Annotated in this window: 30 protein-coding genes; 12 read left to right on the top strand and 18 right to left on the bottom strand. The window is 48.8% G+C overall.

The window, feature by feature from the left end; translation table 11 throughout:
- The first annotated feature begins 160 nt into the window (after positions 1 to 160).
- Positions 161 to 766, top strand: a complete 606-nt coding sequence (locus JVX88_RS16525; protein WP_211628367.1) for a DUF1997 domain-containing protein — start codon at positions 161 to 163, stop codon at positions 764 to 766.
- A 167-nt stretch (positions 767 to 933) separates the two neighbouring features.
- Here the strand turns inward: JVX88_RS16525 and JVX88_RS16520 are convergent, their stop codons facing one another.
- The 4 genes from JVX88_RS16520 to JVX88_RS16505 all read right to left on the bottom strand — a co-directional run bounded on the left by JVX88_RS16520 (position 934) and on the right by JVX88_RS16505 (position 4,990).
- On the bottom strand, positions 934 to 1,572 hold the full coding sequence (locus JVX88_RS16520) for a ribonuclease HII (RefSeq protein WP_211628366.1): 639 nt from the start codon (positions 1,570 to 1,572) through the stop codon (positions 934 to 936).
- A gap of 69 nt (positions 1,573 to 1,641) precedes the next feature.
- Positions 1,642 to 1,965 carry a hypothetical protein gene (locus JVX88_RS16515; protein WP_211628365.1) on the bottom strand — a complete coding sequence of 108 codons (324 nt, stop codon included), beginning with the start codon at positions 1,963 to 1,965 and terminating at the stop codon, positions 1,642 to 1,644.
- Entirely contained in the window at positions 1,940 to 3,436 is a 1,497-nt protein-coding gene (locus JVX88_RS16510; RefSeq protein WP_211628364.1) for a hypothetical protein, read from the bottom strand. Before JVX88_RS16510 ends, JVX88_RS16515 begins: the two co-directional genes overlap by 26 nt.
- 924 nt (positions 3,437 to 4,360) lie before the next feature.
- Positions 4,361 to 4,990, bottom strand: a complete 630-nt coding sequence (locus tag JVX88_RS16505; RefSeq protein ID WP_211628363.1) for a hypothetical protein — start codon at positions 4,988 to 4,990, stop codon at positions 4,361 to 4,363.
- Positions 4,991 to 5,130: 140 nt separating this feature from the next.
- Here JVX88_RS16505 and JVX88_RS16500 point away from each other — a divergent pair, with 140 nt between their 5' ends.
- On the top strand, positions 5,131 to 5,751 hold the full coding sequence (locus JVX88_RS16500) for an SOS response-associated peptidase (protein WP_211628362.1): 621 nt from the start codon (positions 5,131 to 5,133) through the stop codon (positions 5,749 to 5,751).
- Between the two features lie 22 nt (positions 5,752 to 5,773).
- Positions 5,774 to 7,054, top strand: coding sequence for an ectonucleotide pyrophosphatase/phosphodiesterase (locus tag JVX88_RS16495; RefSeq protein ID WP_211628361.1), 1,281 nt, complete (start codon positions 5,774 to 5,776; stop codon positions 7,052 to 7,054).
- A 49-nt stretch (positions 7,055 to 7,103) separates the two neighbouring features.
- On the opposite strand, the gene JVX88_RS16490 is transcribed toward JVX88_RS16495, so the two are convergent.
- Positions 7,104 to 7,982, bottom strand: a complete 879-nt coding sequence (locus JVX88_RS16490) for a metallophosphoesterase (protein ID WP_211628360.1) — start codon at positions 7,980 to 7,982, stop codon at positions 7,104 to 7,106.
- A 195-nt stretch (positions 7,983 to 8,177) separates the two neighbouring features.
- On the opposite strand from JVX88_RS16490, the gene JVX88_RS16485 reads away from it, so the two are divergent.
- Positions 8,178 to 9,449, top strand: a complete 1,272-nt coding sequence (locus JVX88_RS16485) for a URC4/urg3 family protein (protein WP_211628359.1) — start codon at positions 8,178 to 8,180, stop codon at positions 9,447 to 9,449.
- 115 nt (positions 9,450 to 9,564) lie between these two features.
- On the top strand, positions 9,565 to 10,212 hold the full coding sequence (locus tag JVX88_RS16480) for a Uma2 family endonuclease (RefSeq protein ID WP_211628358.1): 648 nt from the start codon (positions 9,565 to 9,567) through the stop codon (positions 10,210 to 10,212).
- Between the two features lie 69 nt (positions 10,213 to 10,281).
- Here JVX88_RS16480 and arsH read toward each other — a convergent pair whose 3' ends face one another.
- From arsH to JVX88_RS16465, 3 genes are read right to left on the bottom strand one after another with little or no spacing between them, the layout of a single operon-like run.
- Positions 10,282 to 10,950 (bottom strand): arsenical resistance protein ArsH, encoded by a 669-nt coding sequence (gene arsH / locus JVX88_RS16475; RefSeq protein ID WP_211628357.1) that lies wholly within the window; start codon positions 10,948 to 10,950, stop codon positions 10,282 to 10,284.
- Positions 10,951 to 10,954: 4 nt separating this feature from the next.
- Positions 10,955 to 11,950 (bottom strand): glycosyltransferase, encoded by a 996-nt coding sequence (locus JVX88_RS16470; protein WP_211628356.1) that lies wholly within the window; start codon positions 11,948 to 11,950, stop codon positions 10,955 to 10,957.
- Positions 11,951 to 11,957: 7 nt separating this feature from the next.
- Positions 11,958 to 12,965, bottom strand: a complete 1,008-nt coding sequence (locus JVX88_RS16465) for a LysR family transcriptional regulator (RefSeq protein ID WP_211628355.1) — start codon at positions 12,963 to 12,965, stop codon at positions 11,958 to 11,960.
- A gap of 544 nt (positions 12,966 to 13,509) precedes the next feature.
- Here JVX88_RS16465 and JVX88_RS16460 point away from each other — a divergent pair.
- Entirely contained in the window at positions 13,510 to 13,911 is a 402-nt protein-coding gene (locus JVX88_RS16460) for a fasciclin domain-containing protein (protein WP_211628354.1), read from the top strand.
- 14 nt (positions 13,912 to 13,925) lie between these two features.
- Here the strand turns inward: JVX88_RS16460 and JVX88_RS16455 are convergent, their stop codons facing one another.
- The 9 genes from JVX88_RS16455 to JVX88_RS16420 form a co-directional block, all read right to left on the bottom strand.
- Positions 13,926 to 14,219, bottom strand: coding sequence for a HEAT repeat domain-containing protein (locus JVX88_RS16455; protein WP_263975560.1), 294 nt, complete (start codon positions 14,217 to 14,219; stop codon positions 13,926 to 13,928).
- Positions 14,206 to 15,120, bottom strand: coding sequence for a type I-E CRISPR-associated protein Cse1/CasA (casA, locus tag JVX88_RS38525; RefSeq protein WP_225931434.1), 915 nt, complete (start codon positions 15,118 to 15,120; stop codon positions 14,206 to 14,208). Before casA ends, JVX88_RS16455 begins: the two co-directional genes overlap by 14 nt.
- On the bottom strand, positions 15,121 to 17,163 hold the full coding sequence (gene cas3 / locus JVX88_RS16450) for a CRISPR-associated helicase Cas3' (RefSeq protein WP_225931599.1): 2,043 nt from the start codon (positions 17,161 to 17,163) through the stop codon (positions 15,121 to 15,123).
- Positions 17,164 to 17,200: 37 nt separating this feature from the next.
- Positions 17,201 to 17,977 (bottom strand): hypothetical protein, encoded by a 777-nt coding sequence (locus tag JVX88_RS16445; protein ID WP_211628351.1) that lies wholly within the window; start codon positions 17,975 to 17,977, stop codon positions 17,201 to 17,203.
- Positions 17,974 to 18,303 (bottom strand): hypothetical protein, encoded by a 330-nt coding sequence (locus JVX88_RS16440; RefSeq protein ID WP_211628350.1) that lies wholly within the window; start codon positions 18,301 to 18,303, stop codon positions 17,974 to 17,976. The genes JVX88_RS16445 and JVX88_RS16440 overlap by 4 nt, the downstream gene beginning before the upstream one ends.
- A 6-nt stretch (positions 18,304 to 18,309) precedes the next feature.
- Entirely contained in the window at positions 18,310 to 18,621 is a 312-nt protein-coding gene (locus JVX88_RS16435; protein ID WP_211628349.1) for a hypothetical protein, read from the bottom strand.
- A gap of 50 nt (positions 18,622 to 18,671) precedes the next feature.
- Complete coding sequence (locus JVX88_RS16430) at positions 18,672 to 18,920, bottom strand: hypothetical protein (RefSeq protein WP_211628348.1); 249 nt, start codon at positions 18,918 to 18,920, stop codon at positions 18,672 to 18,674.
- 113 nt (positions 18,921 to 19,033) lie between these two features.
- A complete protein-coding gene (locus tag JVX88_RS16425) occupies positions 19,034 to 19,234 on the bottom strand; it encodes a hypothetical protein (protein WP_211628347.1) in 201 nt (66 codons plus the stop codon).
- A 2-nt stretch (positions 19,235 to 19,236) separates the two neighbouring features.
- Positions 19,237 to 20,262 carry a hypothetical protein gene (locus JVX88_RS16420; protein WP_211628346.1) on the bottom strand — a complete coding sequence of 342 codons (1,026 nt, stop codon included), beginning with the start codon at positions 20,260 to 20,262 and terminating at the stop codon, positions 19,237 to 19,239.
- A 1,076-nt stretch (positions 20,263 to 21,338) separates the two neighbouring features.
- Here JVX88_RS16420 and JVX88_RS16415 point away from each other — a divergent pair.
- Positions 21,339 to 22,442: a glycosyltransferase gene (locus JVX88_RS16415; RefSeq protein WP_211628345.1), complete on the top strand. Its 1,104-nt coding sequence runs from the start codon at positions 21,339 to 21,341 to the stop codon at positions 22,440 to 22,442.
- 50 nt (positions 22,443 to 22,492) lie between these two features.
- Entirely contained in the window at positions 22,493 to 23,488 is a 996-nt protein-coding gene (locus tag JVX88_RS40735) for a GumC family protein (protein WP_211628344.1), read from the top strand.
- On the opposite strand, the gene JVX88_RS44160 is transcribed toward JVX88_RS40735, so the two are convergent.
- Positions 23,444 to 23,578 (bottom strand): AsnC family protein, encoded by a 135-nt coding sequence (locus JVX88_RS44160; RefSeq protein ID WP_211628343.1) that lies wholly within the window; start codon positions 23,576 to 23,578, stop codon positions 23,444 to 23,446. The two genes, JVX88_RS40735 and JVX88_RS44160, sit on opposite strands and share 45 nt — an antisense overlap.
- A gap of 114 nt (positions 23,579 to 23,692) precedes the next feature.
- On the opposite strand from JVX88_RS44160, the gene JVX88_RS16400 reads away from it, so the two are divergent.
- The 4 genes from JVX88_RS16400 (at position 23,693) to lspA (ending at position 26,304) form a co-directional block, all read left to right on the top strand.
- Entirely contained in the window at positions 23,693 to 24,607 is a 915-nt protein-coding gene (locus JVX88_RS16400) for a phenylalanine 4-monooxygenase (RefSeq protein ID WP_211628342.1), read from the top strand.
- A gap of 102 nt (positions 24,608 to 24,709) precedes the next feature.
- The gene (locus JVX88_RS16395; protein ID WP_211628341.1) at positions 24,710 to 25,138 is read left to right on the top strand and encodes a hypothetical protein; all 429 of its coding nucleotides are present in this window, start codon (positions 24,710 to 24,712) and stop codon (positions 25,136 to 25,138) included.
- Between the two features lie 189 nt (positions 25,139 to 25,327).
- Complete coding sequence (locus JVX88_RS16390) at positions 25,328 to 25,771, top strand: nuclear transport factor 2 family protein (protein WP_211628340.1); 444 nt, start codon at positions 25,328 to 25,330, stop codon at positions 25,769 to 25,771.
- A gap of 59 nt (positions 25,772 to 25,830) precedes the next feature.
- On the top strand, positions 25,831 to 26,304 hold the full coding sequence (gene lspA, locus JVX88_RS44155; protein WP_225931597.1) for a signal peptidase II: 474 nt from the start codon (positions 25,831 to 25,833) through the stop codon (positions 26,302 to 26,304).
- Position 26,305 lies beyond the last annotated feature (1 nt).

Below are 26,305 nucleotides of genomic sequence, written 5' to 3'. Positions count from 1 at the left end.
TAAAAGAATGCAACAATCAGTGAACTTTACTCAGAAAGTGAGCGCCTAGAGAACTATACTCTCTAAGGTCAAGGTTGTTTTCTGGGAGAAATTGTAAAATTTATTTAAACACTTTGACAGCAGCTACTCAAAGCTCCTTGATTATCCTTGATTAACTGATATGAATGTTCGCTTCTCCGCTGTGCAATCGGTTGAGATCGCCGTCCCCGAACAGCCGATTCCGATTCAGCATTACCTGCGTCAGCCGCAGCGTCTAGTCCATGCTTTGATTGACCCAACTCAAGTTGAGCTATTGGGCGATGATTGCTTTCGCTTCAAAATGCGACCGCTCCATTTTATGACATTGAGTTTGCAGCCTACGGTTGATCTAAGAATTTGGTCAGAATCGGATGGAACTATCCATCTGCGTTCAATTGGCTGCGAAATTCGCGGGATTGAGTATATCAATCGGCGCTTCCATTTGAACCTAATGGGGCAATTGTCTCCTGTGCAACAAGCAGCCAAAACTTATCTAAAAGGGCGGGCTGACCTCCAGGTAGAAGTTGATTTACCTCCCCCTCTATCGTTGACACCTCGGCCTTTGGTAGAAACAACAGGCAACGGATTGTTGCGCAGTGTTTTGTTAACCATCAAACAGCGGTTGGTTCACCAACTTTTGTCAGATTACTGTCTCTGGGTAGCTGCCCAAAGCGAAGCATCGCCTCAAACGCTAGGAATTGGGATTGATCAATCGGCTTTGCTATCGCCTAATGGTTCAGCCCTCTAGGTCGCTAACGAAGGCTGGCGGTTAGAAGCAGCACCTAATATTAGAAAACCGCCTACATAAGACAAAACCCGCCTTCGCGGGTTGCTGAGCAAAAGGACAATCAGTGTCTTTGAAAATCTGCTTGTTGTTTCAAGCTATAGGCACTTGACTCTAGGTATTGATTAGCCTCAACTATCCGAACGGCAGGGGCTGAAGGAGCGGCGATGTTGGCGGGAAACTCCTAACTGCTGAAGGGCTTGCCGATGTTTAGGGGTACCATACCCTTTGTTTGTGGCCAAATCATAGCCAGGATAGCGAGCTGCTAAACGAACGACTAGTTGGTCGCGCCAAACCTTGGCAATAATGCTAGCTGACGCAATTACAAGCGACTGCCGATCGCCCTGAACAATAGTCTGTTGCGCCATCTCTAAGTTAGGTATCCGTTGGTTCCCATCGATTAAACAGAACTGCGGCTGGGGCTGAAGGCGACGAACGGCGCGTCGCATTGCTAGTAACGAAGCTTGCAGGATATTAATGCGATCGATTTCCCATACTGATGCCAGTCCAATTTTATAGTCGAGGGCAACGGCTTGAATCTGAGCAGCGAGAGTTTGACGTTGAAGTGGCGAGAGCTGTTTACTGTCTGTAACACCAGCCTGCTGGAGTGGAGCCAAAGCCGTTCTGGGCAAAATCACCGCCGCAGCCACCACCGGACCGAATAGCGCGCCTCGTCCTACTTCATCCACACCCGCAACTAATTCGCTCTCAAAACACGGATGCCCGAATAAATCAGACGAATCATTCAACGACAAACTCAACTGCTGCATCGTGGCAGATTCCCCATTGTCATTGTCCTATCATTGCCTTGTCTCAGAAATCTCAGAACACAGGCTGAATCACCCACCTGAGGTTGAAGACCGCCGCCGCCGCCGCCGTCTGCTGGGGTCGATTCCAACTTCAGCAGGATTAAAGCCGCCGGGTGCGGAATTCGCTAGTGTGGGTGCCGTAAACCCAGAGCCGTTCCCAGTCTCGGCCATATCAGCGGTATCCAATTCGTCATTGACTGCCATTTCTGCCTCTAGGTCATCCGAGTCTCCATCGTAGTCGAAATCACCTTCGGCATCATTGGTTAGAGCAGATTCAGCGGCTTGTCCAGTTTGGGCAGCAGCCAACTGATAGTCAGATCGAGGAGACTCACCGGGGGCCGTAATCGCAATCATTTTGACGTATACCTAATTTAGCGCGTGCGAATCCTTCTCCATCCTCGAAGTCAAAACTGCTGAAGTGATAGGCTAGCCGCAGGGATGCGAGACGAGAGAGGCGGTATTGCACACTAGCTAGCAGATTCCAGGTCCAGTTTTCATCGGCACCGATGTTGAATCCAGATACATCGCTCCGCAATCCAAGCATCCAACGCTCAGACAGTCCTAACCCAAATTCTGCTCCAACTAAAGGTGAGACCAGAGTTTTAGAGTAGCGAAAGGTGCGGTTGATGGGCGGCAGTACGTCATCTGCAATCGGCAGGTTTTCGATCCGGATAGTGTCTACTTCAATGGTTTGCCGCAAAAAGTTGGTTCGCACGCCTAGGATGGGGGCAAATAGGAAACGAGGATAAACTATTTCTTCCGGTGACTTATCCAAGGCTGTATCCACTACCCGATAGGATACTGCGGCATCCACGGTGATCTGGCGAACCGACACATCGCCACTAGCAGATACTCGGACAGGGGTATTCAATCCAATCTGGCGTCCACTCCCTACAATTTCTTGGATTTGTTCGGGATCAAACCGTTGGATAAACTGTTGTAGTCTTTCAGGGTTAAACTGTTGGACAAACTGTTCCACTCTTCCAGGGGCAACCTGTCGAGCAAACTGGAGTAGACTTCCAGCAGCAAATGTCCCTCCTAACCTTCTACTATCCTCACCATAAACATAGAAACCATCTAGAATGAACCCCCAGCGGTTGTGCTGCGCTTCTAACCGCAGGCCCGCATCAAAGACTTGATCAAGGTCTAAAATATCGTCTAATCCTAAATCAAGAGATGTACTGCGGCCATCTACGGTTATATCTGCGTTAACGTCAAAAGGAAGATAGAAATAAGGTTCGACTGAAAATTGCCAGCGATTGCTGGGTGAAGGGTCAAATGATTCAGTTTCGACAGGTTGGGTAGCCGGTTCGTCTTGAGCAAGAGGATCGGAAGGAAAGGACTGCTTCGTAGTCTCATGAGTGGTTAACTCAACAGCAGAGCCAGGAGGTTCAAGCTCATCAACTTGAACAGAATTGGGCGGAGAGCTGGGTTCAATAGAAACAGGCGCAGGAGATTCAGTGAGGAGTTCAACAGGCTGATAGTTAGCCTGTTTCGGGGGGTGCGCCAGGTAAATAGGGCCTTCTGCTTCTGATATAGCAAAACCTTCTACGGCAGCGCGATCCGGCTCGGCTTGAAAGGTAATCTTCTCAAAAGCAACCTCACCAATAGTTGCAATCCTGAAGTTCTGACTTGAAAACTCTGATAAAGAATCCGGTGGAGGCTCTGAATTGAGTAGGGAATCAAACTCAGAAGTGGGGGGGTGAGAAGCATGCAGAATAGGAGAGTGTTCTTCTGCCCGTGCAGGCAACCCTGAAAGGACAATCGCGATTGATAGAATGCTGCTTGCGTATAACCCAAACGGCTTCAAAAATAGGTAATCCAATCTACTCCAATATTTTTTAGAGGTTGGGTTTACTTGATTAAGGCAATCGATTTGAATAGGTCCAATGCTTTCTCTCGTCTCAAGGACAATTTTTGAACTTGATTCCTCTTGCTTGATGGTGGGCAAAGTCGCCAAGTTGATGATACTCATGACAAAAAGATAGGCTGATACAACTTACTTATATTTAGGTTATTTAGATTTTCGTTTGATTAAAGATCGTCGATGCAATTAGGTCATACAGCGTAAAACCAATATCTATATGTATCTCATTAACCTATACTGACACTTTCCAGCCTATAAGGAAAGCAGAACCTTGGAGATTTTGTCAATCAATTTACCAATGAGTTGAGCTTCAGCACCTGCCAAGCTGCTCAAGTTGCCACCCAGGTTTTCCAAAGGCTTTGAATCACAAGAACGATATCACAACTTTATATTTGTTTCCAAGCACATATAAAATATATCAGCGATTTTTATTAAAAATATTTATTGTGATTAGCTGTATTACATCATTGTATTGTATTCTGGAACTATAGTTCTGCTCGGCATCTGGTTTGGCATCTGAAATTAGATAGGACCTAAGTTTAGAGAGCAAAATCTACTCAGTATGTTTTGCTTGTCTTCTGCTCAGAAAGGAACGGCTGACATAAAAAAGACATTCGGTGAATCGAAGATCCGGCGAAGAATTTTGTTGTGAGCATGGAAGACGAGAAAATTCACAGGAATCTTCTCAGTTAATGCAGCGAATCGATTTTTTGGTTGTTGCAAGCTTTGATTCAAGTTTTATCTAGTTCTGCGTGTTTAATATTTTTCTGGGTTTTACCGTCTACTCTGCTAAGCCAAATTACGCGGTAGCAGAGACAGCCGGTCGGAGCGGGGCAGGGATTTCTCATGCCCCACTACACTACCTATTGGGCAGGTTTATTGTTATCGACTCAGCATTCTGATGATTTCGTCATTGAGTTCTCGAAAAACATAGCGCGGACTCACCTCATCCAGCATTTCGACTATCCCTCTAGCCTGAGCCGGCGTGAGTTCTCTGTTGTCCGTCAGCAACCCCAGCTTGATTCTAACCACATAGTCTCGGATCTCGTCCATTGAGGCTCGACTGGCAACCATATCGGCAACAATCTTGCTCGACTTCGCGAACTGAATAAAATCTTTATTCAAGAGTTCGTAGGACAGTTCACCCTTTTTGTTTGTGTAGGCTTTTACGACCGCTTCGTACTCGGCACTACTCACGGTAGCCAGTTCTTCTGGCGTCTCTTCTTCCGTATCAACTGCTGCCTGATTCCCACTGAGTTTCACGGCTCCCCGTCGAGAATAGGGCATACCAGAGGTCAATTCGATCGCCTCTTGAAAGGCTTCGATCGGAAATATCTCCAGATTGGTATTCGCCGACGGTTCGGGGGTGCCTGTCCGTCTATTGACTGAGGCTAGTCCGGGTTGGGATGTGTCATAGCGCAAAATGACAATCCCTGATTTTCCATCCCGGAGCTTCTGGCGGTACGCTGCTGCCTCTATCGTAGACAACTCAACTATTTTTGTTCTAATCACGATTGCACCTTATGAAAATCTCTAGTGTTAGGATAAAACTTTGTTCTCATCGGCAGCGGGAAGATATAATCAGATTGTTCCGATATTAGCATATTACGTGATCAGAGACGGTATATTCGGTCTGAAAGAGCAAAACTCCTATGTGTGGGCGTTATAAATTGGCCACTAACCGTACAGAGCTACAACGGGCATTTCCGTGGCTGGATGATGACGAATATTTTGATCTTAACAGTCCTTTTGACAGAGGAGAGATCTTTCCGGGCACTGATATTCTCGTCTTCAATAAGTATCGCAAGGCTGAAACCGTTCACTGGACGATCCGTGACAGGACGTGGGACGGAAAGATAGTAAGCGCTATAAACGCCAAGGCTGAGAACGTCCGAAAAGTTGGGATGTTTCGGGGCTCATTCCAGAACGACCGCGTTCTCATACCAGCTTCCAGTCTCTATGAATGGCAGCAACAACCTGATAAGTCTAAGAAGAAGTTTGAAATATGGTTTGACGAGCCTTTGTTTGCATTTGCGGGTATTGCTCGCGAATGTGAAATAAACGGCGAACGTCGTCGTTGTGCGGCAATTTTAACTACACATCCAAATGATATCTTCCGTGAGATCCATAATTCGAAACAGCGGCAGGCGGTAGTGATCCGTCAAGAAGATCACGAAAAATGGATCGATCAGACGACCGCTCTCTATGAACTGCAACGTATGATGCAGCCATTGAGAAATGAAGAAACACATGCGAAGGCCATCGAGGAATGAGAGTTTCATTGAGGAACTAATTATGAATCAGCAATACAAACGATATAGCCAAAATTCGGTAACAATTAATATCGCTCTCTTTTCAATTCTCTTGGTCCTTAGCTTGGCAGTTAGTGCTCAACGGGAGATCGATGATCTCAAGCCTACGGTCCTGCTCATTTCTATCGACGGATTCCGAGCCGATTACTTTGAGATCCACAAACCATTTACGCTGAACGAATTGGCGAGGAATGGCGTTCGTGCAAAATGGATGAAGCCTCCTTATCCGACAAAGACATTTCCAGCGCACTACACAATCGCAACCGGCCTATACCCAGATAACCACGGAATGGTCGAAAACAATATGTTCGACGTCGAGCGAAACGCGGTGTTCGGACTCTCGGATCGCAATGCTGTTCAGGACCCACTTTGGTGGGGCGGCGAACCAATTTGGAATACCGTTCAGAAACAGGGGCAGATCGCCGCATCATTCTTCTGGCCCGGTACAGAAACCGCTATCGGAGGAATGCAGCCGAAATACTGGAAACAGTACGATGGAAATGTATCTAATACAGAACGTGTTGATACTCTGCTCAGTTGGCTTGACCTGCCACAAGCTGAACGTCCGACCATACTTACTATATATTTTTCGGATGTAGATGATGCGGGCCATGGCTTCGGTCCTGATTCGCCGGAAACTAAAGCAGCCGTTATTGCGATCGATCAGATGATAAAAAGGTTGATGGATGGACTTTCTCTTCGAGGAATTGCCGATAAGGTCAACATCATCATTACATCAGACCACGGAATGGCTCCTTACAGGATGCGCGACGCTATAGTACTGGATGAAATGTTCGACACAAATGACGCAGAACGCATTTTCTGGGTAGGAGAATTCACCCAAATATTTCCCAAACCGGGAAGAGAAGACGTTATCTATAGAGCCATTAAAGCGAAGTTGCCGAAAAATGCATTCATATACCGAAGACATGAATTTCCGCGCAGATTCAAATTTGGCAAGAATAAACGCATTGCGCCGCTTGTCGTGATACCGACTGAGGGGACGGTCATAACAACGCGGCAACGTTTTGAGCGTGCCGAACGTGAAGGTCGTTTAGATGCTGTCCGTGGCGCTCACGGCTACGATAATGATTTAGTGTCGATGCGGGCAACATTTGTCGGTCATGGGCCGCGCTTTAAGCGGAATTTTATTTCAGAACCGTTTGAATCGGTCGATGTTTATGAGTTGATCTGCAGAATCTTAGAAATACGCCCCTCAAAAAATGACGGGAAATTCAAACGTATCCGTTCCGTATTGCGGTAGAGGACGCGGTCTGGTGGGACTCGTATCCTTATTCAGAAGCTCATAACGGTCATTCTTCGCGAACTAGTTTTAGTAATGCGATCTCCGGCGGAACAAGGAACCGAAACGGCAATACGCTTGTTCCAATGCCTGTCGTAACAAAAAGATCTTTTCCCTCTTCACGTATATGCCCCATGCGATACCGTTGTCCGTATGATGAAGGCACAAGCGGCGAACCGATTATTGGGAACCACACCTGTCCGCCGTGAGAATGCCCAGCGATCATTAGCCTGTGGTCCTTGCCCGGCAGATCAAAGTGTTTTACCAAACGGAATACATCAGGGCTGTGCTGTAGAACGATGATATCTCCTTCCCTTCCGTCAGCCGCGAGTACACGGCGGATCTGTTCATCATAAAAACGCCATTCGATGAACTGCATATGATCATTTAGACCTAGCAGTCTAAGGGTTCGTCCATTGTGGTCAACAGATGCGATCTCATTCTGCAAAACTCTAATACCCTTTGAGGTAAGAGCATTTGCAATTCGATCATTCCCATAAACGCCATCGTGATTGCCTAACACAGCAAAAACGCCATATTTGGCTTTAAGCGGCGCTAGATAATTTGCTACCGCTTCTATCTCCATTGGCGGCCGTTCACCCTGACGAAAGTGTGAGATGTAATCGCCCAACAACACAATGATGTCAGGCTCAAGCGAATTTACAGACTCAACGAGCCGCTCAAGGTTGCGATCAGAAGCACCGTTCGAACCACCGTGAATATCTGAAATTGCAGCGATCCGGAGACCCTCAAAAGCCGGGTCAAGCCGCTTTAAGCTTATTTCTTGCTTATTGATCACTAGCCGGTTGGGTTCAACGAAATAGCTATAAGTAAGAAGGCCAATCAGTAATAGGCATCCTGCAAGAATTATTTGTAAACGGCCAGTCATTTATGGACATTCCTGATCAGACCAAAGCTTCCATCATCATTGATCAAGCGAACGAAGAGTTATTACGTTTATCTCCGGCGGCACCCTGAATCGAAAAGGGATGTCGTACAGGCTACGCCACCAAAACACTGCTACGCGGAAGCTAGCTATAAACCTCAAACCTCAAAACTGAGCACTAGTATTAGCAGGATAGGTATGGGTCATTTTGATTCTGGGATATCGAACCTGACGCTGGAGCAGGCGGCAGTTCGTTATCTGCGCTCTACTGAGGCGATTCGGGAGCGGTGCGGCCAGTTGTTTGAACTCTGTTTGCAGGATCGGTTGGCTTATTTTCGCTGTGATCTAGAGCGGCTGGGATCGGTGGCGGATTATGTGACGCAAGAGATTCAAACCAATTATCCAGATTGGCAGGTGCCGTTCCATAGCCGCTGGCGGCATTTTCAGGCGGGGGGGGTGGATCGATTGGCCCAACTGGATCAGAAGCTGGCTCACCTACCATCCCTGGAGCAGGCTAGAGTTAAATTCGATCTGGCGGTGATGAGTGTGCTGCTAGATGCGGGTGCAGGTGCTACCTGGACCTATAGAGAAACCGAAACTGGACAAACCTTTCAGCGTTCGGAAGGATTAGCGGTTGCCAGCTATCATCTGTTTTTGGACGTCGGTTTTGCTAGCCAGCCAGACCAGCTTCGAGGCGATGCGGTGGGACTGCAGCAGTTGACCTTAGAAACCTTGGCAAACGGCTTTCAGGTCACAGCAGCAAATTCCTTAGTGGGCTTGGAGGGCCGCTTGCAGTTAATGCAGCAGCTCGGTCGTGTTCTGGCTCGCTCTCCAGAATTGTTTGGTGAACTTGGGCGTCCGGGTGGCTTGGTGGACTACTTGCTGCTCCAAGCGCCACAGGGCAAGCTTCCGGCTCATACCGTATTCGAGGCGGTGCTGTTGGGCTTCAGCGAGATTTGGCCGGGACGAACCACGCTTGCAGGAGTGAACCTGGGTGATGTTTGGCGGCACTCTGGTTTGCCAAATTCTGGTTCACCAAATCCGGACTTGGGTTCGCAACTCGTACCGTTTCACAAGCTGTCCCAGTGGCTCACTTACTCGCTGCTAGAACCTTTGCAGGATCTAGGGTTGGAAATTACCGATCTGGATCAGCTCACCGGCTTAGCTGAATACCGCAACGGTGGTCTCTGCCTTGATCTCGGTCTACTGCAACCTAAACAGGCTATTGTCCTCAGTGAACCCCATGCCCCCAGCTCAGAGGTAATCGTAGAATGGCGGGCGCTAACCGTTGTGCTGCTTGACCAGATTGCCGCAACCATCCGCCAAAGGCAAAACCTAACTGCGGCAGAATTACCCTTAGCCAAAGTGTTGGAAGGTGGCACTTGGGCGGCAGGGCGCCGCATCGCTGCTTCCCTGAGACCCAATGGTGAGCCACCAATTCGCATCGTGAGTGATGGAACGGTGTTTTAAGGCATACGCTTGATGTGGAACTTGTTGATAGGGTAGATGAGTTGGTCTCGGGTTAATACCCCTATCTATCAACCTGGATACAATGAAATCAAATGATGTGAAGCGGTAGTGTGAAATGAGTAATTTACAAACCAGACCATTCACCGATACCTGGACTGTTGCCTCCTGGGACGGGTACATTCGCCTCATTGCAGATCCCATTTATGAGCAGGCCAAGGGGGATTACTACAAAGGACACATGCGGATCGAGATGTTACCAGTCAGTTTTGAGCATGGCAAGGATCATGTGATCATTATTTTTGTAGTGAATCTGTTCACTACACTTAAGGGAATTCCAGCAACGGGACTAGATACCACAACATTGCGTAAAACAGGCGTGCAAGACTGTCAGCCGGATGTGTCCTATTACCTTCGTGAGCGCGCTCAAGCCATCCCATCGAGTACAGGAATTGTCGATTTGGATCGATATCCTGCTCCAAATCTAGTGATTGAGGTTGCCAAGACTTCATTGCTGGACGATGTTGGTACGAAACGAGCACTGTATGAAGAGCTGGGCGTGGATGAATATTGGGTCTTGGATGTGCAGAATGCTCAGGTTCTTGCCTATGCCATTGCCGATCAGGGCAGTCGGCGAATTCAAGAATCGCAAGTTCTACCAGGGTTAACGATTGCCCTTATAGAAGAAGCACTGCGTCGCAGTCGAGCAACCGATCAATCTCAGGTAGGAGCCTGGTTATTGACCCAGTTTCAGTCAGAAGGCTAAAGCAGCGATTGTCAAAGAGATTAAAACTCTCCTAACTGGAAGCGTTCCAAGATACGAGCACACCCTAGATTACATTCTTTCTAGATGAACACCATTGATCGCTTTGCCAATCTCGCTCATACTTTCTTCAAGTCCTTTCTCCTTGCGTTCACTGTAGCGATCGGTTAAATAATCTACCTTGTCGCGCAACAGTAAGGTAAATTTGTAGAGTTCTTCCATCACATCAACTACCCGATCTCGATAGCTCGATGGTTTCATCGTTCCATCTTCGTTAAATTCTTGATAAGCTTTAGCAACCGAAGACTGATTTGGAATCGTGACCATTCGCATCCAGCGACCCAATATGCGCAAGGTATTCACTGCATTGAACGATTGTGATCCTCCACTCACCTGCATAACGGCCAGCGTTCTTCCCTGTGTCGGTCGTACAGCTCCAATACTCAGCGGAATCCAGTCAATCTGGTTTTTCATAATCCCGGTGATGTTGCCATGCATTTCGGGACTGGCCCACACTTGTCCCTCCGACCACTGACTCAAGGCCCGCAGCTCTTGTACTTTGGGATGGGTATCGGGCACGCTACCATAAATCGGAAGTTCACGCGGATCAAAGAACTTGACCTCTGCGCCAAATTCCGCAATGATGCGAGCGGCCTCTTCCGCTAACAAGCGACTGTAGGAGCGTTCCCGCAAGGAACCATACAAAAACAAGATTCTGGGTGGGTGATCAAAGTTCGTCATAGATTTAGCTTCTTTCCGCCAAGTCTTGCAAAAACTCAGTTTGAGCCTCGCGCAGTTCTACATTTGGGTTAACCAGCAGGATGGTCTGCATCGCATCCTCATAGGAGTAGCCAGATTGGATCAGGTAGGCAGCCAGCACCGTTCCGGTCCGGCGTCTGCCGCTGGTGCAATGAACTGCCACAGCGTTCCCGAGCTGGTGTTCCACCATTTCAGTGGGGTGATCGGTGTAGTGCAAATACCAGGCAATCCACACCAGGGTGTTGTAGCGCGTTTGATTCTCTAACCAGCGAATATGCTCCGGCAGGTTGGGTTGGGCGAAAAAATGGTCAATGACGGCAGCGAGGGATTTGGCTTGCGGTAGGCCCTTATGCATGGCGCTGGATTCATGCTGCCGGTAGTTCACTGTGACTTGGGGTAACCACGTCGCCTGACAACCCAGTAAGGCTAGCCGCAGCACCAATTCTGTATCTTCAGCCGGAGGAAAACGTGGATCAAATCCACCGGCTTGCTCCAGCCAGTAGCGGCGAAACAGCATGGCGCTTGGCAACACAGGCTTCCATCTGAGCCAACTCTCTAGCGTTAATTCAGGTACCTGATGCCACGGTTCTACAACCATCAGCAGCCGACCTTGACTATCAACTCGCTGCCAGCCGCTATGAATCATGCCCAACTCTGGGTTAGCGTGGGCTAACTCGAGCTGAGCCTCTAGCTTGTGCGGTAACAGCACATCATCCGCATCTAAAAAGGCAACCCACTCGCCTTGAGCCAGACGAATGCCATGATTACGGGCTAACGCCACGCCTTGATTTTGCTGCTGTACGGCTCGCACTCGGTCTCCATAAGACTGCAAAACCCCAGCCGTATCATCGGTTGAACCATCATCAATGACGATAATTTCAAAATCTTGATAGGTCTGAGCCAAAACGCTATCAATCGCTTCTGGCAGGTAACGCGCGCAATTGTAGGTGGGAATGATCACACTCACCTGCGGTTGGCTCATGAACCTATCATCCTTGCATCACAACGTCTTTTTGCTGCTCCTCTGGCAATTCTAGCGATGGCAGCTCATCTTTCAATTCCCGATATTTAGCCCAGTCGGAAACGCCAGCAAACCCACCAGAGAGCTTTTCTGCCGCGTCGCAGAGATATTCCAAGAACGTATTGGCAACGACAGAAAGTTGTTTGCCAGCTAGATGCACCACATACCACTGCCGGGAAATGGGAAAGCCTTCCACATCTAGAATGGTCAGATCACTGTTGGCGGCTTCTGGCATCAGCGTATGACGAGATAACACCGATAAACCCAATCCGCCTGCCACGGCCTGCTTAATGGCCTCATTGCTACCCAATTCTAATCGTACCTTCACACTCAGCTTTTGTGCATCCAAAAGTTTTTGAAAGGCACCACGGGTACCCGAACCAGGTTCACGCATAATGAAGGACTCTTCAGCCAGCCGTTTCAGGGAAATTTGTTTTTCTCCAGCTAAAGGATGATCAAGTGGGGCCACAACAACCAGAGGATTTTCCAAGAATGGGCGAGACTTGATGTCCATGTTGTCCGGCAACTGGCTCATCACATACAGGTCATCCTGGTTGTTATTCAGGCGGTCAATCACCCGCTCGTGGTTCGTGACGGTGAGGGATACGTCAATTCCAGGATAGCGCTGGCAAAACGGCCCCAGCAAACGCGGCATGAAGTATTTTGTGGTTGTAATCACCGCTAGCCGCAGTTTGCCTTGCTTCATCCCTTTGAGATCGGCAACGGTCATTTCAAGCTGGTCTAACCGCTGGAAAATTTCTTGACAGGTTGAATATAGCTCGCGTCCGGCATCGGTCAGATAGAGCCGTTTACCGACTTGCTCAAACAGAGACAGGCCGATGGCTTTTGTCAACTGCTTTACCTGCATCGACACCGTTGGCTGGGTCAAAAACAATTCTTCGGCAGCTCTAGTGAAGCTACCGTGACGGGCAGTTGCCTCGAAAACTTTTAGCTGGTGCAAGGTCGCGTGAATCAACGGCCTATTCTCCTTTATTTATTCAATGGATAGGGGATTTAACAAAAAACGGTGAAGCCAGATCAGGTATTCAGGAACTGGCCCTGAACAAGGTTATTTCAGGCAAGGAAATGCAATGAGGTGATCGCAACAATCAGTTGAACAAAATAAGGGAAGTCTATATTTTATTAAGCGTATTGAACAAAGTTGTCGGGTTAACCCGCAGTTCTGTATATCTAGCCCTGCCAGTCCTACCCGTTTTCCAGCCGGGGATTCTCAGCCGGGATGTTTAATTAATAGAATCAAGTCTATCACAGATATCAGAACTAGAGATTTTCATCTATATTATTCGGGGATATGATATGGTTAATGGCAACTACATGAGTTCCCTTCCAGTAAGCGTTGCATAGAATTTAGAGAAATTGTGTTGGGTTCAGGTAGCACCTAAATTCCCAATTCCTGCATCAGTCGGTAGTAACAACGGCTTGCACCAGCGCAATTTTTCTCTATGCAGCGCTTTTTTTGCAGTTTAGGTAGAGTATCGGTAGAGTATTGACTGAAATCTATGGCTGATATTGTAGATATTGCAGTAGGTGCAGGATCCTTCACAACCTTAGTAACGGCTGTTCAAGCAGCTGGGTTGGTAGAAACCCTAAAAAGTCCAGGCCCGTTCACTGTTTTTGCTCCCAATGATGAGGCATTTGCCAAGCTACCTCCAGGTACCGTTACCACCCTGGTGCAGAACATTCCTCAGTTGACTCGCATCCTCACTTTTCATGTGGTAGCAGGCAAGTTGAGGAAGGAGGATTTGGCTAAGCTAGGTACGGTCACTTCGATTGAGGGGTCGCCTATTCCTATCAGCTGCAAAGATGGCTTCGAGGTGAAAAACGCGACGGTAGTGGCAGCCGATATTGAGGCCGACAACGGTGTAATTCATGTGATTGATCGGGTGATTTTGATGGGGTAAAGCGCTCGCGTCTCCTATTGCCACCCTTCTAGTTCTAGCTCCTCGATTACTTGCAGTCCTCGGGTATCACCCACCTTCAGGACTGCTGTTTTAGCATCTTCTCGCACGCCCATTTCCGGATCTTCGGCAAACGCTTCGATCAAGGCATCAATAGCTTTGGCGTAGACCACATTAGAAGGCAGTTCCCGGCAGAGTTGACCAATCGACCAGGCACAATTGCTGCGAACCGCCGCCACTGGATCGCGCCTCAGTCCTTCAATCAGGGGTGGAAGCGTTGAAATAATTACGTCATAGCTAACATCGGCCATTTGTGCAGAAAATTCTGCCGTCCTTACTTTTTGCAAAGGCCTGCATCGTTTCCTTGGTATGAATTTCCATGCCGTCAGGAAAGGAATAACCTGCGAGGGCGGCGGATCGGCGGACGATGAGGTTGCCATTCTCATCCTGTTCCGGCTCAAGCAGCACACGCCGAGATTGCCACGTTAGGAGATCGATCGGGCCATCGGGCAAACGGCTGCCGCGAATGGTCGGCGTATCGCGTTCCCATGCAGGCTGGTCTTTGTTCTCATCAAATTCGAAGGGAGCTGCATCTTCACCGCAGTAGCGATGCAGATTGAACATCAGTGTCTCAAACAGACTTTCGCCGCGGATCAGTGCGACCGCAGATTGGATCAATGGTGCCGATTTTGCCGAATCCGCTCCGTTGTCGCCAGTGATCTGGCCGCCGGTATCGAATGCCTGGATCATCACCAGAAGCCGGGCTGCTTCAGCCGGCGTCAACACCTTAGGGCTGAAAACCGAGGTGTGGTCAAAAAGCGTTGCGTTGTTGCTGCTATGGAAATACAGCTTGATAACCGCACCATCTTTCACTTTGTCGCGGACGGATGTTGTCTGATAGAAAGGATAGGTTTCATGAAACAGGTCGAACCGGTCAGCGAATTCGTTGAAGTATTCTTTGATTTTGTCCGCATCGAATAAACCGCCAGAATACAGCGTTCCCCATTCATCGGTGTCCTGTGGACCGCGATAGATGCGGTGCAATATTGCGAGCAGCAGGCGATGAAGTGCGATGGTTACCGGCGGCGAATCGCCGATAAGCTCGCGGATCGTGTGCGCTTCTGTCAGCACATCGACGAGCGACTTTTCATAGATACCGTGTGCGGTTGCGCAAGGTATCCACGGTTCTTTTCTTAGGTCGAATTGTGGCATTCAGTTTTCCTCCTCTTTGTAAATTAGCAGCCCTTTTTCAGGGTGCAGTTCGAATGTGCGGCCGAACTTTTCGCATTTTCCGTCCGGCCCAAACAACAGAACACGGTGCCGCCTCAGCAGCGGCGAACGCTGCCACCCCTTCGGCGATTCCTCCTTGAAAAAATCAAAAACAACCGCCTTCGTCGAGATGCCGACCGAATTCAGCACCAACCGTTTTTCACTATCTCGCGGCGGCCTCTGTTCTGACTGGAGATCAAGCATTTTTTGAAAATCTTTGTCCAGAAAAATAACCCCGTCGCGTTTCCACAGGCAGACGACCTGCACCGAAGGTTCGACAAGCCTCGTCATTGCCTGACTGTGCGGATGAAGTTCAGGCGCTTCCTCTTCGCGCGCTTGTTGCAGCAGGTCGGCGAGTTCACCGCTATAGCGCGGGTGATTGATATAGCGGTTCCGAGCCTGATCTTGGTCGGTCGTCAACTCCGCATCAAACTGCTGCCTTGTTGCGGTCAGAAGCTCAATCTCGACGTCAGAGACATCGTTCGATAGATCGTTTTGTCCATATACAGCTTCGATCAGGTTTTCGACGTCTGCCGGGATGTTGATCAAATTGCGCTCTCGCAGCATCAGCCAAGTTCGCAGCAGGATGTGTTTGTCGTAGATCAGGCCGCTCGTGCCGAAATCGGGCATGCCCTTCTGTTTACCTTCGGCGATGATCTTCAGATCGCCGTTCTCATCGAGCGGTGGTTTCAAAATCCAAAGCGTCGGCGATTTGCCTCCGGTCGCGGGATCACGGAAAGCAGGCGGGCGTTTCAGATCTTTGGCTACGTTCTCAGATTCGCGGTTGTGGCGTTGCAGCCGGCCCGAACGCTGCAATAACAGATCGACGGGAGCAATCTCGCTGATCATTAGATCGAAATCAAGATCGAGCGATTGTTCGATGATCTGTGTCGAAACAAGCACCGCTATATCCGGCCGCGCAACCTCGTGCTCGACTTTTTTGCCGTTCTCGGTAAAAGGAACCTTCGAGCCGGCCTTGCCGAATCGCAGCAATGCACGTTTTTCGCGTTCCTGCCTGTCGATGAAACGATAGCGTGCGTGCAGCAAGTCGAGCTTTGGCTTTCCATCGCTCGCATTGTCCGAGAAGAAACTGTCAGCCTTTAGCTGATCGTAAATTTCCTGCGCGCGACCCACTGTGTTGCAAATGATGGCCGCGCAGCCACCGTTTGCGAGTTTTGTTTTTAGTTCTTCGACAAATGATCCGTCGTCCTTCCATTCGATCTGCAATGTGCGGGCATTTTCGGGTGACGTCTCTAGCTGGCGGACGACGAACGATTTTTCCGTATCGGTGGCCAATGCATACGAAATTCGCGGATATTCATCAGTATCTCCGGTTGCGGTCGGTATCTCATTCTTTCCGAGTTGCCCGCAGCCTTTCAGGTATGCCTTTATCAAAGCACTTCGCCGGTCTTTGGGCAGCGTTGCGCTCAGTATGATGACGGGGGAACCGAGGGCCGCAAGCCACTCGAGCAGACGCTCAAGCAGCGTAGTCATATACGCATCATAGGCATGAACCTCGTCGATGATTATTGTTCTATGCGAGAGGCCAAACAGCCGCACAAACACGTGTTTCGTCTGCAAAGCTGCAAACAAAATTTGATCGATCGTGCCGACGCCGAACGGAGCCAGCAGTCCACGTTTTCTGTAAGTGAACCATTCGGCTGCGGCGACATTCGCAATGTCCAGCTGAGATTCGCCGTCGGGGTAAAGGTTTTTCAGGTTTTCCTGAACATTGCGAAAGTTCTTGACATTATCAGCGAATTCATCCGAAAGCGACGCGTGGCCGTGCTGCAGCATCAGGTTGACGAAATCGTCGGTGTCGCTGAAACGCCCTCGCAGAAACTCCGCCACGCGGCCAAACATCTGATCGCTCGTTGTCATAGTTGGCAATGCGAAATAGATGCCGCGTGTGCCTAGCTTGGCATTCAGCGCATCCGCCAGATACATTGCTGCCTCCGTTTTGCCTTCACCCATCGGGGCCTCGATAACAAAAACACCCGGAGCGTCAACGCCCTTGGTAATTTCAATGGCCTTTTGCTGTAGGTCGCGTTTGTCTTTGATAAAGCTGAAAAGCTCGTGAAACTCCTTGTGCTCGGTCGAACGCGGCCAATTGTCCCAGCCGACCTAGCACCTGGGCAATCGTGCGGTTGGTCAAGCTAGGGCCTTGACCGGCCGTGATTCGTGTGCGACCGCGTAGATCAGGCAGCGTCAGCGCCTTACCCGCAATCCAATCAGCATTGGCGCTGCTGCCCTTGTTGGCTACTGGGTAGTGAGGCCAGAGCCTTTTATAGAGGCGTTCGAGGTGAGGGCCGGTCAAGTTAGCACCAGAGCCAGCCGCGCCAATGGTCCCACCCGCTGCCACCACCCAGTAGTAGCCGTTATCGTCAGTCCAGCCACCGCTGCCCACATTAAAGGCCAGGTCTTTAAATTCACCCGGTTGGGGGCCAATCGACTCAAAGCTTTGCCAAACTTGCAGTTCCATCTGAGCGTGCCAAGACAGAAACAGCAGTTCCACCTGATAGGACGCCCCAAAGACAGGAGGTACCTCGATTACGGTGTAGGTCGTCAGCCACAGTTCATAGGGAGCGCTTCTGGCGTCAACCGGATCGGGCAAGCTAAGGTCAAACGAGCGGTTGAGAAATACCCGTCCGGCCCGTGTCCAGTCAGACTGAGCATTGGGATTGTTGGCATAAACTACTAACTGGCGGCCCGTGACATCGTACAGGGTGACTTTAGACTCCCCATACTGCTGACCGCCAGAGAGCGTGTAGGTTTGATCGACTAGCAGGGTCCAGGTCATTCCCGAAATTCCCAAATCCGAATTTCTAGCTTGGCCCTCACTAGCCAAGTGAGAGCGGTATAACGCACTTTGTAGGGTCGGACCACGACCGGAGGCACCTGGATCACGCAGCGCTCCGCCAAAGTAACCAGCGTGTTGGGCGCTAACACGACTCTGCCCACATTAGGCTCTTGATACTCAATGGCCACCCAGCCGCCCCGAAACCAGGTGGCTGGAGCTGAAACCCCTCGCCCTACCTGCACCGCAATTTGGTCGCCCGTGTAAAACTCTGGAAAGGTTTGCTCCAGCCGTCGAATGATGCGTAGCGTGCGAAATCGCCAAGGCATCAGGGGTTAGGTCCGAACGCCAATAAAGCTAGCCGACTCGATGGTTTTGCCATTCGACTTCTTGCCGCGTAGCTTATTGCCAAAGGTGCAGTCTTTGGTCTTATCGGGTGAACAAAAGATCTTGGCCCCGTCCCCGTCTTTGTAGTTGATCCGCAGACGCGGCAGGCGCGGTTGGTTAACCCCAAACACCAGACCCTTCTCGTTTTTGCCGGCTTTTTTAGCGCCAATCGTCGAGAGGATCCCTTTGTATTTGCTGTCATCGGCTCGCCAGGCGATTTTTGCGCCTTCGACTTGGATGTAATAGATTGTCTGTGCCATTGTTGTTTACTTCCTATCAGGTTAACGAGTGAGAACGGAGGGATTAACCGTTAGGGAGTGGGGGGAGCGGGGTAGTTCTGAGCACTGATCGTCAAGCCAGACGCACCGTTGGTGACGCTGACGTTGACGGTGGCACTTAACGTGACCTGCGGCGGATTGGCATCCAGATCTAGCGCCAGCGAGTAGCGCTCTTCGTTTTGGTCCTCTGGGAGAGACCGCTCATAGGCGTTGGCAGCTTGGATCAGTTCAATAAGCTGCCCTTCCATCGTGGTTGAAGTCAAATTTACGGCGGCTGCCATAGTCTCACGTCCTTAAAGTAAAATTTGCTGATCTCAGCAAGCCCGTAAAGCCAGCCAGAATAACGCTTTCAAGCGAAGGTTGGCTCACGGGCCTTAAGCCCTAAGCAGGCCGGCTAGCGCGGTAGCTTAACCCGCCGATCCAGGTACCACTGGCCGCCCCATTTCCATGCCTTGACGCGACGTCGAGCAATCCAGTAGCGAGCACCAGAGGCCGAGAGGTGATTTTGTTTAGCCCAATCCTTGAGTGGGATTAAGTGCTCAGTCGTTCCCCTAAACGACCGACTTTTAGTCCACAAACTGATATACTTTGACATTTCTATTTACGAAATCTTGTCATCCAATTCGGCTTCATATCCATTTGACCAGTTGAAAAATACCGAGCGGTCACAGGAGTAACCTCTACTCGTTTTAGAGGTTGTCCTTTACGTTCACCAACTTTAACGAAAGAGTTTACTAGATAATCAGAATTAATGTACTTTTTCATTGCTCTAATAACTCTCTCAGCCTCATATTTTGAGGAAGCATTGACAATCAATTTTGAGTTATCTCGTAAGGTTAAAATGCCTTCCCATTGTCCTTTACGATAGTCAGGGAATTTGGGGTTTCTCGATCCGGTGTAGTGGGGAATAGTAAGGGGCCAGCGAGTGCGGCCAATTGCACCATTTTCTAGCTTTTCAGCATAAAAGATGACGAGCTGGGGGCGCTGGGCTTCGGGGCGTAGTTGCCAGTGCTCAGGAACGGCGGCTATCGCGTCAATCTCACAGGTTTGATTGCGAGTTTGGTTGACAATTCTCGCTAGACCTTCGAGCTGTCTGTAAATTAATTCAATTCCTTCTCCGCTGTAAGGAACGATTGTCCGCTCTTTGTCTCCAGGACAGCCGAGTAAATATTCGCCATTGCCGGTAAAGCAGGTACAGTCTTTGATGTCCTCTAGCAGCTTTTGAATATCCTTAACTTGGGGCGGTTCACCGTTTTCTCCGATGTTAAACAGGTCTTTGAGACCGTTAAGGATTGAAATAATTTTATCGACCAGTTCAGCGGTGGTGAGCACTCGCCCAAACAATTCCCGGCCTAGAATGATGTCCGCAAAGCTAAACCCTAGGTCAACGCCGAGGCCGATCTTGGCAACTGCTTCCACTTGCGCCCTTAGGAGTGCTAAGAGCAAATTTCCAGTTAAGTCTAGGTTGGTTTGAGTTGATTCGCTTAATAGCTCACGGCTGAGTTGAATAATTGAAGATCCGGGGTCTTCGGTTGGGGTAGTCGTGGGTTGATTGTTGGCGTCAAATTGCCAACGATCGCCACCGAGAATGTTGTAGATTCGCTGGGCGGTTTGAGTGTCCAATTTGAGTTTGAGATCCAGAGTCCAAGTGTTGTTGCTTTGCTGAGCGGTGAAGCTCGATTCTTCGGTTGAGTTGGGCGGTAGCAGGGTGAAGTTAGTCGTGAGGTTTTGCGGTTCGCAGCGTCATGCAGCACCATCTCACGTTTCTGAAGCCAAACTCGATCAGCTCCAGCGATTTTAAGGTTTTCATACATTTAGACCAAAAATAATGTTCCAGGATAGGACGCTTCTTTATAGCAACTTTACATTAAGTTCATATAAACTTTATAATTGGGTATAGCGCTACCTAGAGCAGTATGTGATACTGACTTCTATCCTTGGTTTAGCTAGTCGTACTGAATCCACTGTTGATGCCCGGAACGAGAGAGTGCAAGGTTTTGACCGATTTTTAGTTGTCTAATTCTCAGAAGGTGCGGTTCAGGAGCTTCAAAAATGTTACTTCTCAAGGTCTGTCAGGCTAGCTCATTGCTTCTATTTGAGCTAAGCGCTCCGTGCAAGGCTTTCAAGCGGTTGCACTTGAGGAAGTGGTTGCTCTGAGTGCTAGACGAATTTTGGGACGAGACCTGTTCTTGTGCTCATTGTCTTATCGTTCTATAGCTTTGCTTTCTACTTGCTTCTTCTGCGAATGAACTGCTCCATAGCAGAGCTGGGTTCCTAGCTAGAGTAAGAAGTCGGGCTGGAGTCTCTCTGATTGCATCAGGATATCTACTCGACGTCACTCAACTATAAATTCGTGTCTGGCTTCCAAGTTCTGATCCCATAGCTTCAGTCCTGTAGTTATATATGGCTGGGACTATAGATAGGTGTAATTAGAAGTGTTCTCTGTTTGTTTTTGCTTCGTAACCAGTTACACAACAGCACCTATCAGTCGATCTAGGAATAATTTGACAAATAGATTTAAATATCCAAAATAGGCTGATATTTTGCAGCTTGTTTAAGCGAATCGTTATGCAACGAGCGCTTTGCAGATCGTAAAGCTGGAACTGAGCCACGTGATGCTTCTTGGCATCAACTGAAGCATAGTTTTCTGTTTCCATATTTTTCACCTGAGTTCTTATGAACATACAGTAGGACAATCTATGAAAGTTGCACTGGTTCATGATTACTTAACGCAGCGTGGCGGTGCCGAACGGGTATTTGAGCTGTTGTGTAAGCGATTTCCTCAGGCTGATGTATTCACATCGCTGTATAATCCCCAAGCAACGGTTGATTTGGGAGCACGTCCGGTTCATACCACAAGTTTGCAAAGCATTCCCGGTTCTAGTAAATACTTCCGGCTATTAGCTCCCCTCTATTACCCTGCTTTCCGTGCCATCGATTTGCAGAACTATGATCTGATTCTCAGCAGTACATCCAGTTTTGCCAAAGCCGTGAGGAAACGTCCGGATGCAATACATGTCTGCTTTTGTCATAACGTCACCCGCTTTTTATGGGATACTCAGGTCTATCTTCAGGGATACCGTGAGTATCAACGACTTTATCCCATGATCAACAGTGTGTTTCGCCACTTGAAAAAATTAGATGTCAAATATGCTCAGGAACCCGATCTTTATATTGCCAACTCTACTACCGTCGCCCGTCGAATCCATTCAATTTACGGTAAACAGGCAATCGTAATCAATTATCCAATCGATAACAGTCGCTTCTTCTTTTCCGATCGCAAGCAAGATTTTTATCTTGTGTCTTCTAGATTACTTAGCTATAAACGGATTGACATTATTATTGAAGCATTCAACTGGTTAGGTTGGCCCCTGTTGATTACTGGTGATGGACCAGAGCGCAAACGGTTAGAAGCGATCGCCCTGGAAAATGTCAAATTTTTAGGTCATGTGAGTGATGCAGAACGAGCCAGCTTAATGGCTCAAGCCAGTGGAGTCGTGGTGGCCGCTCTCGAGGATTACGGTCTAGTTCCAATAGAAGCCAACTTCAGCGGTACTCCGGTGATTTGCTTTGGGGCAGGCGGTGTTCTAGATACCCAACGGCCTAGTGTAACCGGCATCTTCTTCAAACGCCAAACACCCGATGCAGTCCAAGCCGCTCTGCTAGCAGCGAGCCGAACTGAGTGGGACTATGGCAAGATTCGCGACCATGCCCTAAATAACTTTACCGAGGAGGTATTCTTTCAGCGGGTTGAACAAGTGCTCGAGGATCTGGGCGTTGGGGCCACCCTGACCCCAGCCTGAAAGGCCAACATCGTAGATTATCGGAATCCAATCAGGCAAACGAGGTTTTTGTGACTGTAGACCCTCTTAAATCTGCGGCTAATGATGAGCTTAGCTACGGGCAACTGTTTGCAGTGCTGTGGCGACGCAGTCTCTGGTTAGTTGGAACATTTGGGCTAATAGTGGGTACCTCAATGCTGATCACCTTATTCTCCAAACCTACCTATCGCAGCTCAATGCAGCTTTTAGTCGAGCCAAACTACCAATTAGGACTGAAGCGGAACAACGAACGTAATACATACCGAACAGATCGTCAGGATGAAGTAGACTATGCCACTCAATTGAATTTGATACGCAGCTATCAGTTTATGGAACAGGCACTGGAGCGATTAAAGGGTACGTATCCAGATTTAACTATCAAGGAGATTAGGGAAAACCTGACGATCTCCCTATTAGAAGAAGGTAAAGTTGAAACTAAAATTGTCGAGGTGGTTTATACCGATAACGACGATATCAAAACTCAGCGGATGCTAGAAGCAATTCAGGAGATCTATCAGGACTACAATTTAAAGCAGCAAAAGCTGCGGTTGGATAAAGGGCTAGCGCTAATCAATGAACAGCTGGAAATGCTGCGGCAAGAACTATCAAGCTCTCAGCAGCAGTTAGAGCGATTTCGGCAAAATCAAAACCTGATCGATCCAGAGGAGCAAGCAACCACTGTTGCAGAAGCACTAGAGAAAGTTTTGCAGGATCAACGCGAGGTGCAGGCTGAATATCGGGATGCTCAAGCAAAGTATGCCAGTTTGCAGCAGCAGCTCGCTCTGTCGCCTCGCAATGCCCTGATTGCCTCTCGGCTGAGCCAATCAACCCGTTATCAAGAATTGCTCAACGAGCTTCAGAAAACTGAACTGGAGCTGGCCCAAAATCAGGTAATTTACACAGACATCACGCCGCGTATCAAATCGCTTCAGGAACGGCGACAGAAACAGCTAGAGTTATTACAACAGGAAATGGGACGAGTATTAGGAGCAGCTGGTGCGTGCGTCCGTCTGGAGTTCTTTGAGTAACTTGCGGTCTATCTCGTCGATCATCAGCCCTACTTTATATAATAAGGCTTTTTCGCCAAACAAACTAATAATGTAAATCCAATCAGGCATCGAAACTTAGGTAACATATTCAAGAAATACTTCTTTTGCATTAGAATATTTTATTCAAGGATAACCCTTCGTTTTCTACCGGCATCGTACCGTATGAATGGAGCCGCGCAACCAATGCTTACAGAGATTGTACAAACCGCCGCCGAAAGTGATTTCCCACTCGACAATTTTCATATCACTGACGCCGATCTGCCTGAATTCCGCGATATGCCGTTTGAGGATATAGAGGAGCTTGACCTTGACCATCCCGGAGCAAGTGACCCGGAATATCGGGAGCGGCGCGATTATATCGCTAGTCTTGCCAAGAGATTTCGCGAGACAGGCGAGATAACGGACGTTGACTACAACGAACAGGAGCAGGCGATCTGGCGGCATGTGGCGACGCGTCTGGAAGAACTTCATCAGAAGCACGCTTCGCCTTTTTATCTGCGAGCAAAGAGCGATCTTGGTATTTCGATCGAGCGTATTCCTCAGCTAAGCGAGATGAATCGACGGCTGAAAGAGCTGACGAATTTTCGGCTGGCTCCGATCGAAGGTCTTGTTGATACACGTGCTTTCCTGAGCTGGCTTTCGTGGCGCACTATGCTCTCCACCCAATACATTCGGCATCATTCGCGGCCCGAATACACCCCCGAACCGGACATTGTTCACGAAGCGATCGGCCATATCCCGATGTTCACAAACCCCAATTTTGCCGATTTTTCGCAATTCATTGGCCACGGAGCTCGCATAGCGACCGATGCACAGATCGAGGAACTCGGGAGGCTCTATTGGTTTACGGTCGAGTTTGGCCTGGTCGAACACGAAGGTGATATCAAGGCCTATGGCGCCGGGTTGCTTTCCAGTTACGGTGAGCTCGAACATGCATTTTCCGACAAAGTAGAACGCCGACCGTTTGACCTTGAAGAGGTCATCAACCACGAATACACTTATAGTGATATGCAGCCCGTTCTATACGTGATCCCTTCGTATGCCGAGCTAAAGGAAGTAACGCGGAAGTACATTGAATCTATTGCGGCGAATAATTAACATTCGCGCTCGGTCTAAGATTGCCGGTTTCATCTAGACCTCTCGACTACCATATTGGCGACTAGACCCGATATCATATTCTGAAAAAGGGGCAATTATATTATGACGTTCAAGACAATGTTGATTTCTGTTTTCGTTCTGAGCTTTGGCATCAGCGTGGCGGCCCAATCGGTTTACACTCCTGCGAACGGGTCTGAAGAAAGAAAGGCGATACTGGCAGCTTTGCGTGTGCCGGTTGAGAAAGATTTTAAGCAGAAGATCGTTTTTGTAGTCGGTGAGTTCAAGTCTAACGGAAGTTGGGCATTCATAGGCGGATCTCCAAAACGCCCTGATGGCGGCGACCCCGACCTGAGAGGCACTAAATTTGCCGGATACGGGGATGCGTATGATCACAATTTCTTTGGCCTTTTGCGGAAGACGGGTGGCAGATGGCGAGTCGTTACTTATGCAATTGGCTGCACAGATGTTTGTTGGCTCGACTGGGATTCGCAGTACAAAGCCCCGCGTGCGATATTTCCATTCCCGGAATAGCTCACGGCGTTTTTGGTGTCTAACATTATGATCTTCCGAACGCTTTATATCGTTTGGTTCGTTCTGGCGTTCATCCACTAGGCTCCAAAAGCCATCTTCCCTTGCGTTGAATGACACAATCCAAATGAAACCGCGAAATGCTCTTCGGCGTATTTATATTTTATCTTTAGTTACACTGGAGAGCATTATATGAGACCACTTCGTATCGTTTTCTTTTGCTTTGTTCTTGCCTCCTTACATTCTACGTTGTCTGCGCAGTCTGATGAACGTGCCTTGGTAACCATCCCCCTCGAGAACTATTTGTTAGCCCACGCAACTGGCAATCCGGAATATGCCCGGAAGGCATTTCATACCGAAGGCAACATGACGTGGATCCGCGATGGAAAGTTCACCAGCGAGAGTTTTGATGCCTTCATTAAGCGTGCATTTACGGGAAAACCGGCCGCTGATGAGGATAAGCGCAAGGATCGCCGAAGGATCGAAATGATTGACATTGTCGGTAATGCGGCAGTAGCCCGAATAGTGCTAGATTATCCTTCCGTGAAGTTGGTTGACTTTATGACCTTGCTAAAGATCGACGGTGAATGGAAGATAGTAAATAAGACCTTCTTTGCGGAGCCGAAACCACAATAGTGAATAAGACAGATCTTCTATGGAAACTCGGCTACCTCGCTATAACCGGCGGGGTTTTTATGATCGACCAGACCACAAAGGCCTGGGCGGTAAAGCGTTTGCGTTTCGGCGAAGACATTGCCGTCATTCCGGGATTCCTTAATTTTGCTTATGCTCAGAACACGGGCGTCGCATTCTCAATGCTTGATGATTATGGCGATCCGGGCCGTTGGGGACTTTCGGCTGTGGCCATTGTTGCGGGCATATTGGTACTTTATTTTTTCTGGAGAACACCGCGATCAGATGATCGTATCCTCGGATCTCTGGCCCTCTTACTGGCCGGAATCGCCGGAAACGTAACCGACCGGATTCGGCTCGGCTTCGTAGTTGATTTCATTGATGTCCAATTCGGTTCGTGGCATTATCCGACGTTTAACGTTGCTGATATGGCGATCGTGACCGGTGCTGGGCTTTTAATCCTTGACATGTTTTTATCGAAGAAGAGTGCTTCGCCTGAAGTTATCCAAAACCAGAAATCCGAGATACAAAATTGAT

This window comes from Leptolyngbya sp. 7M (genome assembly GCF_018128485.1).
Note: the sequence above shows the minus strand (reverse complement) of the source record. Positions and strands in the feature narration are given on the sequence as shown.

Coding starts and splice junctions, on each gene's coding strand:
- JVX88_RS16525 (WP_211628367.1), top strand. CDS start 161: ATGAATGTTCGCTTCTCCGCTGTGCAATCGGTTGAGATCGCCGTCCCC.
- JVX88_RS16520 (WP_211628366.1), bottom strand. CDS start 1,572: ATGCAGCAGTTGAGTTTGTCGTTGAATGATTCGTCTGATTTATTCGGG.
- JVX88_RS16515 (WP_211628365.1), bottom strand. CDS start 1,965: ATGATTGCGATTACGGCCCCCGGTGAGTCTCCTCGATCTGACTATCAG.
- JVX88_RS16500 (WP_211628362.1), top strand. CDS start 5,131: ATGTGTGGGCGTTATAAATTGGCCACTAACCGTACAGAGCTACAACGG.
- JVX88_RS16495 (WP_211628361.1), top strand. CDS start 5,774: ATGAATCAGCAATACAAACGATATAGCCAAAATTCGGTAACAATTAAT.
- JVX88_RS16490 (WP_211628360.1), bottom strand. CDS start 7,982: ATGACTGGCCGTTTACAAATAATTCTTGCAGGATGCCTATTACTGATT.
- JVX88_RS16485 (WP_211628359.1), top strand. CDS start 8,178: ATGGGTCATTTTGATTCTGGGATATCGAACCTGACGCTGGAGCAGGCG.
- JVX88_RS16480 (WP_211628358.1), top strand. CDS start 9,565: ATGAGTAATTTACAAACCAGACCATTCACCGATACCTGGACTGTTGCC.
- arsH (WP_211628357.1), bottom strand. CDS start 10,950: ATGACGAACTTTGATCACCCACCCAGAATCTTGTTTTTGTATGGTTCC.
- JVX88_RS16470 (WP_211628356.1), bottom strand. CDS start 11,950: ATGAGCCAACCGCAGGTGAGTGTGATCATTCCCACCTACAATTGCGCG.
- JVX88_RS16460 (WP_211628354.1), top strand. CDS start 13,510: ATGGCTGATATTGTAGATATTGCAGTAGGTGCAGGATCCTTCACAACC.
- JVX88_RS16455 (WP_263975560.1), bottom strand. CDS start 14,219: ATGGCCGATGTTAGCTATGACGTAATTATTTCAACGCTTCCACCCCTG.
- casA (WP_225931434.1), bottom strand. CDS start 15,120: ATGCCACAATTCGACCTAAGAAAAGAACCGTGGATACCTTGCGCAACC.
- JVX88_RS16445 (WP_211628351.1), bottom strand. CDS start 17,977: ATGACCTGGACCCTGCTAGTCGATCAAACCTACACGCTCTCTGGCGGT.
- JVX88_RS16440 (WP_211628350.1), bottom strand. CDS start 18,303: ATGCCTTGGCGATTTCGCACGCTACGCATCATTCGACGGCTGGAGCAA.
- JVX88_RS16435 (WP_211628349.1), bottom strand. CDS start 18,621: ATGGCACAGACAATCTATTACATCCAAGTCGAAGGCGCAAAAATCGCC.
- JVX88_RS16430 (WP_211628348.1), bottom strand. CDS start 18,920: ATGGCAGCCGCCGTAAATTTGACTTCAACCACGATGGAAGGGCAGCTT.
- JVX88_RS16425 (WP_211628347.1), bottom strand. CDS start 19,234: ATGTCAAAGTATATCAGTTTGTGGACTAAAAGTCGGTCGTTTAGGGGA.
- JVX88_RS16415 (WP_211628345.1), top strand. CDS start 21,339: ATGAAAGTTGCACTGGTTCATGATTACTTAACGCAGCGTGGCGGTGCC.
- JVX88_RS44160 (WP_211628343.1), bottom strand. CDS start 23,578: ATGCCTGATTGGATTTACATTATTAGTTTGTTTGGCGAAAAAGCCTTA.
- JVX88_RS16400 (WP_211628342.1), top strand. CDS start 23,693: ATGCTTACAGAGATTGTACAAACCGCCGCCGAAAGTGATTTCCCACTC.
- JVX88_RS16395 (WP_211628341.1), top strand. CDS start 24,710: ATGACGTTCAAGACAATGTTGATTTCTGTTTTCGTTCTGAGCTTTGGC.
- JVX88_RS16390 (WP_211628340.1), top strand. CDS start 25,328: ATGAGACCACTTCGTATCGTTTTCTTTTGCTTTGTTCTTGCCTCCTTA.
- lspA (WP_225931597.1), top strand. CDS start 25,831: ATGATCGACCAGACCACAAAGGCCTGGGCGGTAAAGCGTTTGCGTTTC.